General features: G+C 46.6%; 16 protein-coding genes. 7 read left to right on the top strand and 9 right to left on the bottom strand.

Features of this window, described 5'->3' with window-relative positions; all coding sequences use genetic code 11:
- Positions 1 to 30: 30 nt before the first annotated feature.
- On the bottom strand, positions 31 to 1,110 hold the full coding sequence (locus tag BS614_RS14075) for a tetraprenyl-beta-curcumene synthase family protein (RefSeq protein WP_210436976.1): 1,080 nt from the start codon (positions 1,108 to 1,110) through the stop codon (positions 31 to 33).
- 179 nt (positions 1,111 to 1,289) lie between these two features.
- Here BS614_RS14075 and BS614_RS14070 point away from each other — a divergent pair, with 179 nt between their 5' ends.
- Both BS614_RS14070 and BS614_RS14065 read left to right on the top strand, forming a co-directional pair.
- A complete protein-coding gene (locus tag BS614_RS14070) occupies positions 1,290 to 2,630 on the top strand; it encodes a polysaccharide biosynthesis protein (protein WP_074094450.1) in 1,341 nt (446 codons plus the stop codon).
- A gap of 40 nt (positions 2,631 to 2,670) precedes the next feature.
- Positions 2,671 to 3,843 (top strand): MFS transporter, encoded by a 1,173-nt coding sequence (locus BS614_RS14065; RefSeq protein WP_074094449.1) that lies wholly within the window; start codon positions 2,671 to 2,673, stop codon positions 3,841 to 3,843.
- A 155-nt stretch (positions 3,844 to 3,998) separates the two neighbouring features.
- Here the strand turns inward: BS614_RS14065 and BS614_RS14060 are convergent, their stop codons facing one another.
- Positions 3,999 to 4,196, bottom strand: coding sequence for a cold shock domain-containing protein (locus BS614_RS14060; RefSeq protein WP_017689394.1), 198 nt, complete (start codon positions 4,194 to 4,196; stop codon positions 3,999 to 4,001).
- 162 nt (positions 4,197 to 4,358) lie between these two features.
- On the opposite strand from BS614_RS14060, the gene BS614_RS14055 reads away from it, so the two are divergent.
- The 5 genes from BS614_RS14055 (at position 4,359) to BS614_RS14035 (ending at position 8,451) form a co-directional block, all read left to right on the top strand.
- Positions 4,359 to 4,592, top strand: coding sequence for a hypothetical protein (locus BS614_RS14055; RefSeq protein WP_017689395.1), 234 nt, complete (start codon positions 4,359 to 4,361; stop codon positions 4,590 to 4,592).
- Positions 4,593 to 4,595: 3 nt separating this feature from the next.
- Positions 4,596 to 4,781 (top strand): hypothetical protein, encoded by a 186-nt coding sequence (locus BS614_RS14050; RefSeq protein ID WP_036609669.1) that lies wholly within the window; start codon positions 4,596 to 4,598, stop codon positions 4,779 to 4,781.
- A gap of 213 nt (positions 4,782 to 4,994) precedes the next feature.
- Entirely contained in the window at positions 4,995 to 6,785 is a 1,791-nt protein-coding gene (gene pepF / locus BS614_RS14045; RefSeq protein ID WP_074094448.1) for an oligoendopeptidase F, read from the top strand.
- A gap of 132 nt (positions 6,786 to 6,917) precedes the next feature.
- Positions 6,918 to 7,298, top strand: a complete 381-nt coding sequence (locus tag BS614_RS14040) for a LapA family protein (RefSeq protein ID WP_047842377.1) — start codon at positions 6,918 to 6,920, stop codon at positions 7,296 to 7,298.
- Positions 7,299 to 7,410: 112 nt separating this feature from the next.
- Positions 7,411 to 8,451, top strand: coding sequence for a M42 family metallopeptidase (locus BS614_RS14035; RefSeq protein ID WP_074094447.1), 1,041 nt, complete (start codon positions 7,411 to 7,413; stop codon positions 8,449 to 8,451).
- Between the two features lie 119 nt (positions 8,452 to 8,570).
- On the opposite strand, the gene BS614_RS14030 is transcribed toward BS614_RS14035, so the two are convergent.
- The 7 genes from BS614_RS14030 to BS614_RS14000 form a co-directional block, all read right to left on the bottom strand.
- Entirely contained in the window at positions 8,571 to 9,509 is a 939-nt protein-coding gene (locus tag BS614_RS14030; protein ID WP_074094446.1) for a hypothetical protein, read from the bottom strand.
- A 163-nt stretch (positions 9,510 to 9,672) separates the two neighbouring features.
- Positions 9,673 to 11,604 carry an ABC-F family ATP-binding cassette domain-containing protein gene (locus tag BS614_RS14025; RefSeq protein WP_074094445.1) on the bottom strand — a complete coding sequence of 644 codons (1,932 nt, stop codon included), beginning with the start codon at positions 11,602 to 11,604 and terminating at the stop codon, positions 9,673 to 9,675.
- A 60-nt stretch (positions 11,605 to 11,664) separates the two neighbouring features.
- On the bottom strand, positions 11,665 to 12,243 hold the full coding sequence (locus tag BS614_RS14020; protein ID WP_036609680.1) for a TetR/AcrR family transcriptional regulator: 579 nt from the start codon (positions 12,241 to 12,243) through the stop codon (positions 11,665 to 11,667).
- A 12-nt stretch (positions 12,244 to 12,255) separates the two neighbouring features.
- Positions 12,256 to 13,065, bottom strand: a complete 810-nt coding sequence (locus BS614_RS14015; RefSeq protein ID WP_036609682.1) for a DUF92 domain-containing protein — start codon at positions 13,063 to 13,065, stop codon at positions 12,256 to 12,258.
- A gap of 228 nt (positions 13,066 to 13,293) precedes the next feature.
- A complete protein-coding gene (locus BS614_RS14010) occupies positions 13,294 to 14,067 on the bottom strand; it encodes an ABC transporter permease (protein ID WP_074094444.1) in 774 nt (257 codons plus the stop codon).
- 17 nt (positions 14,068 to 14,084) lie between these two features.
- A complete protein-coding gene (locus BS614_RS14005) occupies positions 14,085 to 14,861 on the bottom strand; it encodes an ABC transporter ATP-binding protein (protein WP_074094443.1) in 777 nt (258 codons plus the stop codon).
- A gap of 27 nt (positions 14,862 to 14,888) precedes the next feature.
- The gene (locus BS614_RS14000) at positions 14,889 to 15,917 is read right to left on the bottom strand and encodes an ABC transporter substrate-binding protein (protein WP_074094442.1); all 1,029 of its coding nucleotides are present in this window, start codon (positions 15,915 to 15,917) and stop codon (positions 14,889 to 14,891) included.
- Positions 15,918 to 15,930 lie beyond the last annotated feature (13 nt).

The following is a 15,930-nucleotide window of genomic DNA, read 5'->3' as shown; positions in this document are numbered from 1 at the left end:
CACTTCAGGCTCCGCAATATCACACCTGACTTACATATTTTTCCGTATCCAGCGACTGAAAATGAAGAAAAATATTCTTGTGATCGGACTATTTTTCAGCAGACGTTTGGATACAACGCGAACTTCCTGTTGTTCGCTGACTTTGGGATCAGACAGGTAAATGGCAATCAGTCCTTCGATGATCATCCGGTGAAAGGAGCTTCCCGGAATCTTCTGTACATCGCTGCGTGCCATCTCCACAATAAAAGCAATTCGGTCCAGCATTGTCTCCACATTCTCATAATAGTTGCAGAAGTTGAGATCTCCCCCGATGCGGTCCTCATCCTGATCAATTAAATAATCGAGCATAATGTGCAATGCGCATACATGTGGGAAATAGGCCGTGTGGATCGAGGCCGCTTGCTCTTCAGTCAACTGATCGTCACTCGCAGCCAGAAACAGCATGAAAACGCCCAGTGTAGAGCCAGTTGCAGCAGCAAATTCGTTCCAACGAAACTGAGGTGTGCGATGACGATGCTCCGACCACCATTCGAGCAGTGCCGTTTCTCTCAGTTCCGGCTTGATATGCTTATATACCTGCAGGTCCGTGTATAGGCCTGCCAGATCCTGAATTTGGGGCTTGGCGGACGTATAGCCTGGTAACTGACGGGTCAGTCCCTGACATGTGGTCACCAGATTCCGCAGATACCCACCGTCATCCTGCTCCTCACGGAGGGCATAATAATTGACGGGAATTGCTTCGGGATCTACCGCATCAAGCATGGATTGATGGAGAAGACGAAAGTCATCCGGGTCCATCGACGTGCTGCGGTCGCACAGATTGTCCAAATAATCACTAATAGTTTGATATGAAACGATCAGCGGAATCAGAATGTGTCTGTTGGGCAAATCAGCCAATGCGTAGACGGTTCCGCCTTCACAGTGAAACTGTTTATCCTTCAGACTGGCAAGTGCCTGTGTACGCAACTCCTCATTCGGAATCGCCTCAGCTTGAGCACGCCATCCATTCAGTGCCTTCCGTGTTTCCGGAATGGTGTATTTGTACACCCCTCTCATCAATGCCAGCGGTCCACGCGGATATTGATGACGTTTTCGATTTGATTGGCTCAAAATAAATGTGCCTCCACTTGGTTGAATACGTATTAGAGCGATTTTTAACCATTCCTATTATAATATGATCCCCTTAATTGTACAAATGATCTGCCGCATATTCCGCATAAAAAATCGCATCCGCGCCCAAAGCTTTGTGATATACTAGGCATATTTCATCCATCAAAGGAGTCGTTGACATGTCGTCAAGTGAATCACTTTCGTGGAGACGGTTATTTTCTTTTTTTGTGCCACTTGGCATTTCCGCCTCTCTCGTCACCATTTCTCACGTCATCATAAACAGCACATTAGCACGCTCCGCTCATCCTGAGACGGTTATTGCCAGCTATGCCATCGCCGGTAGCTTGTTAACCCTCACGGAACGCCCCTCCACCCTGCTTCGGCAAACCTGTTCCGCACTGGTTCGCGATCGCCTTTCCTTTCAGGCCCTCACGTTTGTGACCAAAATATTTCTGGCCTGTGTGCTTCTCATTGGGTTTCTCATCGTATACTCTCCCGTTGGTACCGGGGTGTTCAAATACTTGTTTGGTGTAAGTCCGGATCTGCTGAACAAAGTCATCGACGTATATGAAATTCTCATGTATGTAAGTATCTTTTCAGTGATCCGTAACATCTATCAGGGGATCATCATTACGAATAACCGCACCAAGTGGTTAACCATCGGGATGGTATTCCGTTTAGCCGGAATGTACGGCCTATCCCTCTATTTCATATACACAGACAGCATTGACAGTGGACGTGTAGGCGCTATCATTTTTGCTACTGGCATGATGATTGAAGCGCTTGTCAGCTTTCTGGAGGGTAACAGCATCAAGCGCAAGATGCCAGCCAAGCTTGAGGATCATCCCGTCGAGAGCAAGGCAGACGTATTTCGCTTTTATAAGCCGCTTCTGTTATCCAGCTTTGTAGCGCTGTTCATAGGACCGGTTATTAACATCGTACTTGGCAAAACGACCGGGATCGCACTAGCCATTTCATCCTTTGCCATAGCAAGCAGTCTGATGCAGTTGATGCTAAGCTTCTTTACATACATCCATCAGATCGTGCTGAATTTCTACCTTGTAGACGCCAAACTGGTACGAAAATTCGCACTTGTCACCGGATTTATTCCGTTTGCGATGATGGTGTCGATTGCCTATACCCCCTTGGGACCATGGGTACTCGAAAATGTCATGAGCGTTCAGGGCGAACTTTTGCAACAAAGTCTGTGGACACTGCGTGCGTTCGTCTTATTTCCGCTGATCTTCCCTTTTCTGGATTTCAGCAATGGCCTCATTCTGCTTCGCGGTCAGACAAAAACGATGTTTCGTTCGCAAACGGCGAATGCAATCTGCACGGTAATTGTGCTGCTTATACTGGTTAGTATTTTTCCTGCGTGGAACGGCATGATTGGCGCTGTTGCCCAATCCCTTGGCCTGCTCGCCGAACTCATCATTGTCTGGCTCGTTATCCGACGCACGAAGCAAGAACCTACGATGTCCGTGCCAAAAGTCCGTAAATCAACATCCCTGAAAGGGTAATAAAATCATTGAATTGTTATCAGGATTGGAGTCTCTCATCATGAAATTAAGTCACAACGCCCGCCCGGATCAGAACTGGCTTCGGGCTCTCATGTTCACCATCTTTGGTTCCACCGTCCTGGTGGTATCCTACTTCCAGCTTTACTTCAGTCATCTGGGTTTCAGTCGGGCTGAGATTGGATATCTCTACGGAATTGGCCCCCTCATCTCTGTGTTCTCCAATATGTTCTGGAGCATGGCCAGCGACCGCTACCAAACGGTACGCAAAGTGATGATCATTCTGCTTGGTGGTCAATTGATCACAGGGATCATGCTCGCCAATGCAACAACTTTCGGTCAGGTATTTGTACTCGTGACCCTGTTTTACTTTTTCTATTATCCGGTCTATCCACTCTCCGATACGATGGCTATTACAACGGCCAGCAAGTACGGCCGAAATTTCACTTCCATTCGAGTCTTCGGATCGATCGGTTATGCCTTCTTTGCATTAAGTATCGGGTATTTCCTTGGATCTTTTGGTCCAGCATGGACGATTTGGGTCTGCGTTGGTCTTGCTGCAACTACACTATTGATCAGTTTTCAATTGAAGGATCAACCTTCGGGAAGCAGTAGCAAAATGGATCTATCGGGGTTATGGGCTATTTTGAAACGCAGAGATGTGCTCACCTTTTTTGGCTGTGTATTTTTGCTTGCCATGGGACATCGCATGAACGAAGCATTTCTTACCATCACGCTAAAAGATCTGGGTGCCAGCGAGGGGCTGATCGGCTGGTCTTTGCTGATCTCTTCCGTAAGTGAAATCCCCATATTTCTACTGCTCAGCAAGTATGGAAACCGTTATAAAGAACTGCCGCTAATTGCTTTTGCTGCACTGATGTATACGGTTCGTTTGCTTCTCATGTCCATATCCGATACACCTGCAGCCGTTGTTGCAATTCAGACGATGCACAGTGTTACCTTTGGTATTTTCTACGTTACGGCGGTCCGCTACATCATTCGCCTAGTTCCGGACGGCTACAGAGCTACAGGTATGGCTTTGTTCACCATTGTCTGGTCCAGTGCTTCGGGACTTCTTAGTGGAACGTTGGGCGGACTGCTGCTGGAACATGCAGGCAGACAAACCTTCTATCTCACCGCTATGGCTTTCTCCCTGGCTGCACTAATCGGTTTCGGATTGAAGTTATGGTCCAGCATGACCAATCGTGTCTCCTGAACACACAGGGGAACTTACATCGTATTCAACCGTTATTTACACTGAAAATTTTTGAATCAAAAAAAGCACAGCCTCCCATGGGGGACTGTGCTTAGGTTCTTAATATTCAGCTATAAATTTATAATATATAAGAAGTCCGTTAGCCGGATAAATTCTTACAGTTTGTTTACGTTAGCTGCTTGAGGACCACGGTTTCCATCAGTGATTTCGAATTCTACCGCTTGACCTTCTTCCAATGTTTTGAAGCCATCTCCTTGGATTGCGGAGAAATGTACGAATACGTCCTCGCCGCCTTCAACTGAAATAAAGCCATAGCCTTTTTCTGCGTTAAACCATTTAACTGTACCTTTCAAATGAAAAACCTCCTAAAAATATCGCCATCTATGGCGAATACCCTTATTATACTGTATGGGCTTCCATTTTGCAATTTATCTTTCCATAAATGTCGAAAAAATTTGCTTTGAATCGTAGGGTACGGTATCATTTTACCAAAACCGTTAGTTTGGAGACTACCTATGATAAAAAAACATGAAATATACAAAACAGACAAGTGGAATATGATGACCGTAGAAGTTCAAGGCAAATATCTCGTACTGCGAGAAATTTCGGAAGAGTGGGGCGAAGAATGCCATACATTCCTTAGCCGTCCTGCATTAATGCACTGGGCTGAACGCCGTTTTCCAAAAGCAGATTTTGAGAACCGTGAGGATGAATGGCGTCAATTGATGGCTGCCTTCAAAGGGGTCTAACCCATGCAGCTTGACTCAAGCAATGTCGTCATCTTTATTATCCTTGCCTTCTCCCTTGGTATTGTGCTTATTCTGGGACGCAATTCCATCCCGGATCGATTAAGACGGGGAATGGCGCTTATTGCTACCCTGCTCATTTGTTTCGCCTTTTTCCTGATCGTTTATTTTCTGTATAACATGGGAGCCTAATCACGGGGACCCAGATGCTCAAATATTTCAACGTGCCTAAGGTCATACTATACGAGATTATTCGTATCGTAAGGAGGAAGGCCGTTGAAATACCAGAAATCGCTATCTGTTATCCTGGTACTTAGTCTGATTCCTTCGTCTCTCTCCGCACAGGCAAGCGAGACGAAGGCAGCTTCGTCCAACCATTCATCAGATCATCAAAGGAGGATTTCCATGAGTCAATTATTGAAACGTTCCGAGGTGCCGGCTGAACATAGCTGGAAACTGGAAGATTTATTTGCCGATCAGAAAGCCTGGGATCAAGAATATGAAGAAGTATCGTCTTTGACCAAGAAGGCCTCCGAATTCCAAGGCAAACTGAATCAACCTGATGTACTCAAATCTTGCTTCGAATTCGAAGATGAGATCAGCCTCAAAATAGAACGCCTCTTTGTGTACGCACGTATGCATCAAGATGAAGACACAGCGAATCCTACATATCAAAACCTGTCCCAAAAAGCCCAGAAATTAGGCGTACGGGTTGGTGAAGCACTTTCTTTTGTCACACCGGAGATTCTTTCCCTGCCGGATGATCAGTTGGGCGCATTTATTGCGAACAAAAAACTTTCTGCTTATACATTTACGCTGGAAGAGATGAAACGCGAAAAAGCCCACGTTCTTAGCCAAGCAGAAGAGGCTTTGCTTGCACAGGTAGGCAACCTTTCACAAGCACCACAGACAATCTTCAGCATGCTCAATAACGCCGATCTCAAGTTCCCAAGAATCAAGGATGAACATGGTAACGAAGTTGAGCTGACACACGGCAGCTACATTCAGTTCCTGGAGAACCCTAACCGTGAAGTTCGCGAACGTGCCTTCAAAGCGGTATACGAAACCTATGCCAAACAGAAGAACACAATTGCGGCTGCCTTGAATGCAAATGTAACCAAAAATATGTTCTATGCTAATGTTCGGAAGTACCCTTCCGTGATGGAAATGTCCCTATATGGAGATAACATCCCAACGGATGTGTATACCAATCTGGTAGACACCATTCACGAGAGCCTTCCGTTATTGCATCGTTATATGGACCTGCGCAAAAAGTTGCTGGGTGTGGATCAATTGCACATGTACGATCTGTTCGCTCCACTCGTAGACGAATACAAAATGGATATTACCTATGAGGAAGCGAAACAAACGGTTAAAGACGGTCTGAAACCACTCGGCAAGGACTATGCTGACGCATTGCAGACTGGATATGATAACCGCTGGATCGATATATATGAGAATGAAAATAAACGTTCAGGCGCATATGCCTGGGGCGCTTACGGCACTCACCCGTATGTCTTGTTGAATCACAAAGATAACCTAAACAGTATGTTCACACTCGCACATGAAATGGGTCACGCTCTGCATTCACATTACTCGGATACAACACTTCCGTATCGTGATGCCCAGTACACCATCTTCCTGGCTGAGGTTGCATCCACAACCAACGAAGCGTTGCTGATGGATTATCTGCTTAACAAATCAACAGATCCAAAGGAAAAATTGTATCTATTGACCTATTATGCCGACCAATTCCGTACAACGGTATTCCGTCAGACCATGTTTGCTGAATTTGAGAAAATCATTCATGAACGTGCGGAACAAGGTGACGCATTAACACCACAATTGTTATCCGAGATCTATTATGATCTGAACGTTAAGTATCACGGTGAAGGCATGGCTGTTGACAAAGAAATTGAAATGGAATGGGCTCGTATTCCCCACTTCTATAACAGCTTCTACGTTTACAAATATGCTACAGGCTTCTCCGCAGCAACAAGCTTTTCCAAGCAAATCCTGGAAGAAGGCCAACCGGCTGTTGACCGATATCTTGGCTTCCTGAAGAGCGGTGGAAGTGATTACTCCATCAACATTCTGAAAAAAGCAGGTGTGGATATGTCTACACCACAGCCAATTCGTGAAGCTATGAGTGTCTTCAAGGAATTGATTGAACAGATGGAACAACTAACCAAATAAGGTTGTCTTTCCATGTGACCTGCATCCCTTGCCCGTATGGGCAGGGGATTTTATCATCATTACAAGATGCAACATACCCGAATATGGGTAATGCATATCTAGTTCTCAATTGTTCAACAAGGAGGCAACACCATGAAAATGCAATGGGCACTCATAGCAGGTCTTGTTTTTGCACTGCTCACGGGAATCTTTGCGGTTATTAATGTGGATTCCGTACAAGTCAACCTGTTATTTAACACGGTACAAATCCCGCTGATCTTGCTGATTCTCGGCTGTACCCTGATCGGTGGAATTATTGTAGGGTCATATGGCATCTATCGCCAATACCGATTGCAACGCGAGAACAAACAATTGAAATTGCGTGTATCTGAATTGGAAAGTTCCGCGACAAGCAAATCTACGTTGGATTCTTTCAAATCGATGGATTCGCTTGACTCAAATGAATCGGACAGCCTATTGGAGAATGATTCGATCCAGAGTCAGCGCAAAGGAAACCCTACGGGGACATTGTAACCAACAGAGTCAGCCTGCTGGCGAGTCAGGAATGGTAGTATCACATTCTCTCCCCCAGACAGGCTGTATTTTGTTTCACACCATACCCATGATCCGAGGAGGAAATTACACAATGAGTTTTACAATTGATGAATCATACGTTCTGTCTTTTCTAAAAAAATTGCTGGATACACCAAGCCCAAGTGGTTACACACATCATATTATCGAGATGATTCGGAAGGAAGCAGCCGCACTGGGCATCGCCTGTGAGCTGAATAACAAGGGCGGTGCGGTGCTTACATTGCCCGGACAGGACTCTTCCAAGACAATCGCTTTAAGCGCTCACGTGGATACGCTAGGGGCCATGGTACGCTCGGTTACATCCTATGGCACATTGAAGCTTACCTCTGTCGGTGGCTTTTCCATGCAAAGTATCGAAAACGAATATTGCAGCATCCATACTCGGGATGGAAAAACATACACAGGCACCATTCTCTCCCTTCATCCGTCTGTCCATGTCTATCCGGATGCACGTACCTTTGAACGGTCCGAGAGCCATATGGAAGTTCGAATCGATGAGGTCGTCTCCTCCAAGGAAGATGTGTTGAAACTCGGGATCTCTGTCGGCGACTTTATCTCCTTCGATGCTCGGGCAGTCATCACGCCGAGTGGTTATATCAAATCACGTCATCTGGACGACAAAGCCAGCGTGGCTGCCCTCTTTGGTATCCTTGAGTCTGCACATCGTGAAGCCTGGAAACCATTACATAACGTCTCTCTGCTTATCTCGAACTATGAAGAAGTTGGACATGGCGCATCATATATCCCTGCGGAAATCAGTGAAATGATCGCTGTAGACATGGGAGCTATGGGTGATGACCTGAGCTGTAAAGAAACCGACGTTTCCATATGTGCCAAAGATTCTTCTGGCCCGTATGACTACGATATGACCAGTCGTCTCATTGAACTGGCCAAACAAGATGGAATGGATTACGTCGTCGACACTTATCCCCACTATGGCTCAGATGGCAGTGCAGCATTACGCGGAGGAAACAATATCCGAGCAGCACTGATCGGTCCAGGAGTTCACGCATCTCATTCCATGGAGCGTACGCATAAGGATGCTGTCCTGAATACGGCACGATTGCTCGCAGCTTACATTACAACCAAGTAAAAAAGAATCATTGATCGACGAAATTATCATGGATAACATCCACATGTTCGTCTAAGCAGAAGGCCCCTTCCAAGCACACAATTCGGTGTGCCTGGAAGGGGCCTTTGTTGTCATATCTCTTAATCTGCCTGTTCCACATATGCATGATATTTACGATCCAATATTTCTAACTCTGCCTTATGGTCACGCATTTCATTTCTTAGCACATGCATGGTCTTCCTAACCGCGCTTAGTCCATCCTTCACCTGACGTTCGGCTTTGCGAATTTTGTCCTGAACCATCCAATCTACAAAAAGGTTATCGAAGAAATAGTCTGCGAATGAAAGCAGACCTCCCAGATGCAGATCCGCGTGTACAGCCATCTCTACATCCTCCAGTTCCTTCTGAAAACGTCGTAGACGCTTACCTGCATCCATGATGGCGACCTGAGCGTCATCCATTCTTCCTCGCTTGATATGCGTGGAGATGACTCCACCGCCCATCATGTCATATATCCCCCAATTACCTGCCGAAGACAAAGCCTTCTCGGCACGTTCAAGAGCATAGAGCAGATATTCTCCCTCCCGGAAAGCTTCATCCAGTTCCTGTAGCTCGCTCGCCAGATGTTCCCGATTCTCAGCCATCTGTTGCAATTCCGCATCCTGGTCCAGCAGACGACCTTCCTTCTTCCCCCACAGCGCGTTGTAATCGCTCTGCCAGTACTGATACTGCCGCCCGCCCTCCAACTCCTGCTCCACATGAATTCGTTGCTCCTGTACGTCTTGTAACATGCGACAAGCGGTGTCGTATGCAGCCTTGCTCTCCATGAATTCCAGTTCTTCCTTCTCCAGACGTTCTGTCTTCTTGCCAATCAATTGATAGAAAAATGCCGACAATGTCATACTGTTCAGTCGATCAACGTCCTTCTGCTCCTTCTGGAGATGCTCCAGACGACGTTTTACCTTTGCCTCCCATTCGCTTTCCTCCGTTTGAAGCTTCTCCAGACGTTTGGTCCATTTCTCGTAAATTCTCCCCTTTTCCTTGAGCGCTGCCAACTGTTGATTAATTTCTTTATACATAAGTGTGGTGTTCTCTCCCTTCTATGGAATTCTTTACTTATACAACGTAATGAACATACAGAACGTTTCACATAAAATCGCAAATTCGCAGACAAAAAAATCGCCCTTTTCTCCAATGCGACATAAAGTCACTGTAGAAGAAAGGGCGATGTTTAGTTATAAATCAAGACTTGCTCTGTTCAATCTGCTCTGCAAGTTCATTCAGAACGGTCCAGCGTTCCATCAATTCATCCAGATGACGTTCAGCCTCAACCTGGTCCGCCATCAACTCCTGCAGACGGGCAGAATCACTAAATGACTCTTCCATCTCTTTGTTAATCCGGACAAGATTGGCTTCAGCCTTCTCAATATTTTCATCAATCTGGTCGTATTCACGTTGCTCCTTAAAGCTGAATTTCAACTTCGGTTTAGCCGCTGACACTGCAGGAGTCGTTTTCTCCGATGACTGCTTCACCTTCGCCGCTCCTGTATCACTCTCTTGATTAGCTCCAGGCGCATTTTTCAGCATCCATTCCGCATACTCACTGTAGTCGCCGACGTGCACACGTACAGCACCGTTGCCCTCAAAAGACAGCACTTTATCCACAGTACGATCAAGGAAATAGCGATCATGGGATACGACAAAGACAACACCGGGGAAATCATCCAGGTAGTCTTCCAGTACAGCGAGTGTCTGGATGTCCAGATCATTCGTCGGCTCATCCAGCAGCAATACATTCGGGGCAGCCATCAGCACACGCAGCAGATACAGGCGACGCTTCTCTCCACCAGACAGACGCGAGATTGGCGTCCACTGGGATGCCGGGGTAAACAGGAACCGTTCCAGCATCTGGGATGCTGTAATCAGAGAGCCATCGGCCGTTTTCACATTCTCGGCCACTTCTTTAATATACTCTATGACACGAAGAGATTCGTCCATCTCCTGATGTTCCTGTGTGAAATAACCCAGATTGACCGTAGGACCAACGTCAACCACACCTGCATCAGGTTCCAGTTTGCCAGATATCATCTGTAACAACGTGGACTTACCACTACCATTCGGTCCGACAATTCCTACCCGATCTCCAGGTACGGCAATATAACTCAGATCTTCGATCAGTTTGCGACCACTGACGGATTTGGAAAGATGCTCAATCTCCAGTATCTTTTTACCCAGACGCGTGGAGCCAACCGATACTTCCAATGAACCCGAGCGCTGGATTCCTTGTTGGTCTTTAAGTTGTTCGAAGCGATCAATTCTCGCTTTTTGTTTTGTTGTCCGTGCCTTGGCACCGCGACGAATCCACGCAAGCTCTGTCCGAAGCAGGTTCTTACGTTTCTGTTCGGAAGAGGCTTCCCGTTCTTCCCGCTCCGCCTTCAGTTCCAGAAAGCGTGTATAGTTAGCTTCATATCGGAACAAACGACCATGGTCCAATTCCAGCATGACATTCGCTACACGATCCAAGAAATACCGATCATGCGTAATCATAAGCAGTGCGCCGCGGCGCTTCTGCAAGTACTGCTCGAGCCATACGACCGAATCATTATCAATATGGTTCGTCGGTTCATCCAGAATGAGCAGTTCACAAGGGTGAATCAGCGCAGCAGCGAGTGCTACCCTTTTGCGTTGTCCACCAGACAATGTGCCCATCAGTGCATCGAATTGACGAATACCCAGTTTGGACAAAATGCTCTTCGCTTCACTCTCCATCTGCCAGAGCTGAAGCTGCTCCATTTGCTGATTCAAACGTAATAACCGCTCTTGCAACGCTGGATCGGACGAATTCAGTTCCAATAATTCCATCGTTTCCGTATATTCACGCACGGTTTTCATTTCCATGCTGTCACCTTCGAATACTTGTTGCAGTACCGTATTATCCGGATTGAAGTCCGGATTTTGCGCCAGGAACTGAATACGTACGTCATTACCGATGGAGATCTGTCCCGCGTCTGCAGGTTCCATACCAGATATCACACGCAAAAACGTGGATTTACCGGTTCCATTTACCCCAACGACACCAATCTTGTCCTGATCAGCCATACCAAATGAAGCATCCTTGAACAATATTTTTTCGCCATAACTTTTTGCAATTTGCTCAACCGTCATTATGTTCATTGCTCGTACCCACTTCTCTGTGAATTAAAATTCAATGTTACGTACATCCGCGCACTTACTTTAAACTTGTAAAAAAGAACGGCATCCGTCCAGAAACAATGCTGCTGCAAAAGCAATTCGTTTGTTCAGATGTTCCTCATTAAACTCCGGATTCAACATGATATCCATCTTCAGCCGGTCCAGAATTCCAATATAGGCTTCAGCGAGCAATACAGGCTCAGGTACACTTGCACTTTCCAATACCTCACACACCATACTCATGTATTGATTCATGAATGCCTTCATGAATTTCATCAGATCTGGATCATTATTGGGTGCCATAAAAAAGAGCTTGGTATGATTGCGACGCTCATAATAATACGTAAGGTGGGTCTTGGCTATTGCTCCAAGTTTATCACCTGTGTTCTCATACGAGTTCAAAGCATATTCAAGACGGCTGATAAAACTGTTACAATCCCGCTTGGATACTGCGATAAATAATTGTTCCTTGCTTTTGAAATATAAATAAATGGTGCCTTTTGCGATGCCGGCTTCGTCTGCAATATCAGACATTTTGGTCTCATAAAAACCTTTCGAGCCAAAAATACCATAGGCCGCATCCAAAATAGCCTCCGATTTGTCTCCCTGTACCGTACTCAAATGTACTCCCCCTTACAACGCCAAAATGTTACCTAAACCAATCGCCACACATCCGCCGATCACTGAGCTAAGCACGTTCACCAGGTCGTTACTCATCCATGCCCAGCCACGAGCCCGAACCGTTGGATGCCCGCAATGTTCATGTACCTCAACTTCACGGCCACACACAGTACAACGATACATCATCTGCACCGTTGCGCCCAGATAGGAATCGGCAAAAGCACCTGCCAACCCGCCTGCAAGACCGACAAAAGTCCAACTAAACAGACTAAGCCCTTCTATCCCGGCGATCCAGGAAAACAAGAATGCTCCCGCACCAATCAGAGCCCCGCCTACGGCTGCAGCCACGGTTCCGAGAAGTGAGACACCTCCTGAAGCACCTGGCGTAAGTACCTTCCAGGTGAGAACAGAGCGCGGCGGCTTGCGACTGAGACTCCCAATCTCGGTTGCCCATGTATCCGATGTAACGGTAGCCATTACACCAATGAAAGCATACACCCATGCCGGATGAGGAAATATCCAGTATCCCAGACATAGGAACATGCCCATTCCACCATTAGCCATCACTTGCCCAGCATCCCGATTTCCTGACTTGGCATAGGATTTCTCCAGCTCCTGCTTCCGATCTTTACGAAACCTGGAGAGCAACGTTGAAGTAATGAAAAACAACAATAACGTGCCAAACCAGAACAGGTTACCCGCTCCGTAATATATCGTTCCCATCATGATGGCTGCCAGGCAGCCAGACAGGGTTAGCGACTTTTTCGCATAGGCAGCACCTGCCACCATAGAAGCGCATACGGCGCCAATAATCCAATCCATAATGTCTCCTGCATGCAGCGTATGTACAGCCCGCATGACGTTTATTGTATTTTTGAAATTCAATTATACCACGGTTTGATCCCAATGCCGAAACTCCTTACGCCAGCACACAAAAAACCTGTATTGGCCTCGTGTAGAAGTGCCAAAACAGGTTATCGATCAAACGTCAAAACAAGATGACTTCCCTTTTCAAGTAACGTCTGGAATTCGGTGTTCCCAGGTTCTGTTTCAGACCCGCTTCGCTCCTCCAATGACCCCATATCGGTAGAGTACTCTGCGACCAAACCAGTTGAACAATCGATCCGTCAGGAATCCCATAAAACCCAGGGAAATCAGTCCGACAAAGATCCAATCTGTTCGGAAAAAGAGTCTGGAATTCCAGATTAAGTAACCCACCCCCTCATTCGAAGCAATCATCTCAGCACCGATTATGGCCATATAAGAAGTTCCCATCGCCAGTCGCACACCCGTGAAGATATACGGGGTTGTCGCCGGAACAATCACATGCAGCAGAATCTGCCGTTCATTGGCTCCCATACTGCGGGCCGACCGGATTTTGTCTTCTTCGACGGAGAGCACACCTGTCAGTGTATTCAGCACAACAATGAAGAAGGTTGCGTACATAATGAGCGCGATCTTGGATTGCTCACCAATTCCGAACCACACCAGAAATAAGGTAATAAAGGCGATCGGCGGGATAAAACGTATAAAGTTAAGGAACGGTTCGGCGAACAGCCGGATGAGATGAACTTTGCCAATAATCAGCCCTACCGGAATAGCAATGATACTTCCGAGTACCCAGCCGGCCAGTACACGAGTGAAGCTGATTCCGATATACTCCATCAGTGTACCGTCAGCAATCAATTCGCGTGCTCCCAAGATCGTGTGCCACGGACCGGGGATTACGTCAGGCCCATAGATAAGGGCACCAAGCTGCCAGATTAAGATGACCGTTACCCATAGAAGCGGGATAGACACCCATTTTTTCTCCAACCATTTCATCTTGTATATCACCTCAGTTATTCTTCAAAGTGGCCTTGAATTCGGTCATACAGGGTGTTGAACTCAGACGAGGCGATGTTCCTCGGGTAAGGTAAAGTGTTGTGGTAAATATCCGTGATATTCGAAGACGGACCTACAGACATAATGCCTATGCGCTCACCAAGCAATAACGCCTCCTGAATATCGTGTGTGACAAAGATAACGGTTTTATGTGTTTCTTTCCAAATATTCACCAGTTCCTTCTGCATGGTCCGTCTCGTCATCGCGTCCAGCGCACCGAATGGCTCATCCATCAGCAAGATCGCCGAGTCATTCGCAAGTACCCGGGCCAATTGAACACGCTGCTTCATGCCACCTGATAGCTCTTTTGGAAATTTGCCCTCATGAGCACTCAGTCCTACAAGCTGGATGTAACGATCGGAGATCTCACGCCGTTGCGTCTTAGGCACCTTGGACATTCGAAGTCCGAATTCAACATTTTCCCTCACGGTTAGCCATGGAAAGAGAGAAGAATCCGCCTGCTGGAATACCATTGCCCGATCCCTGCCTGGTCTGTCAATCTCCTTGTTATCCACCTTGAGCTGTCCACCCGACTTGGAGATAAACCCCGCGATCATGTTCAGCAGCGTTGACTTCCCACACCCACTGGGACCAAGCAGGACAAAGAACTCTCCTCCCTTGATAACCAGATCGACATCCTTAATGATATAATGCACATCCCCATTGGTCGGGGCATGATACGTTTTTCGAAGCTGTTCAATATGAATGGTATGCTGAGTTGCAGGTAAGGACATAACGGACACCTCCCATTTCAATAAGAATTATTTACTGTATGTTACTTTTTCCGGCAACGCCTGCTGGAGAGAAGTCAGATCGAGTTTGGTGTCGAGATCAAAATCCTGTTCGATGATTCCGGTGTCCACCATATATTGCTTCTGACCTGCCAAACTATCATAAGCAGCCTGCGTAAATCCAACTTCCCATGGATTGATTGGAAGGTCTTTCAACGTGGCATCTTTAGGCTGTTTGGTCTCTTGGTACATCAGATCGGCAACCTCTTCAGGATGCGCTTGGGCATACGTGGATGCTTCATCCAGCGCCGCAAGAAAATCACTTACCGTTTCAGGGTTTGCCTGGATGAATTCATTACTTGATACCAGTCCCATACCAAGGCGTATAGGGGTCTGAGACATATCCGTCAGCTGATGTACTCCTTCGAGTGCATCGAATTTATCGGTTAACGCGGAACCTATAACCCAAGCGGCATCAAGGTCTCCCTGTTTCAGTGCGATGTAGGCTTCATCAAAAGCCCCCTGACCAATTTGCGTCACATCACTCAGCGCCACCCCCTGATCTTTCAAATATTCATCCCATAGATACGGAATAAATGTGCCTCGAATGAAACTCACTTTCTTGCCCTTCAAATCCGCTCCACTCTGAATATTCTCCCTTGCATACAGCTTCCAGGCGGCTGCCGCTTCGTCCGTAGTCTGACCTGCAGAAGCGATGACTGAATATTCCCCTTTAGACAAAGCATTTAATACAGGGAAGTCCGCACCGTAAGCAATATCAACCTGTTTGATAAATAGTGCATTTACACCTTCAGCAGGTGAGCCAAACGTAATACTCTCTGCATCAATGCCCCTGTTTTCAAAAAAACCTTTGGCAATAGCTACCCTGAACGTTGGGTTGGTACTTGTATCTGCGATTCGAATTTTTACATTATCGGTATTCTTGCCGGTAGCGTCTTTTGCTCCAGATCCTGCTGCGTTTGAACTGCATCCGGATAATAGGAGTGTCGTAGCCAGAAATAATATCAATATGCCGGTTACTATGGATGGTTTTCTCACAATATACACCCCA

The sequence above is a fragment of the Paenibacillus xylanexedens genome, from assembly GCF_001908275.1.
Lineage (GTDB): Bacteria > Bacillota > Bacilli > Paenibacillales > Paenibacillaceae > Paenibacillus > Paenibacillus xylanexedens_A.
Note: the sequence above shows the minus strand (reverse complement) of the source record. Positions and strands in the feature narration are given on the sequence as shown.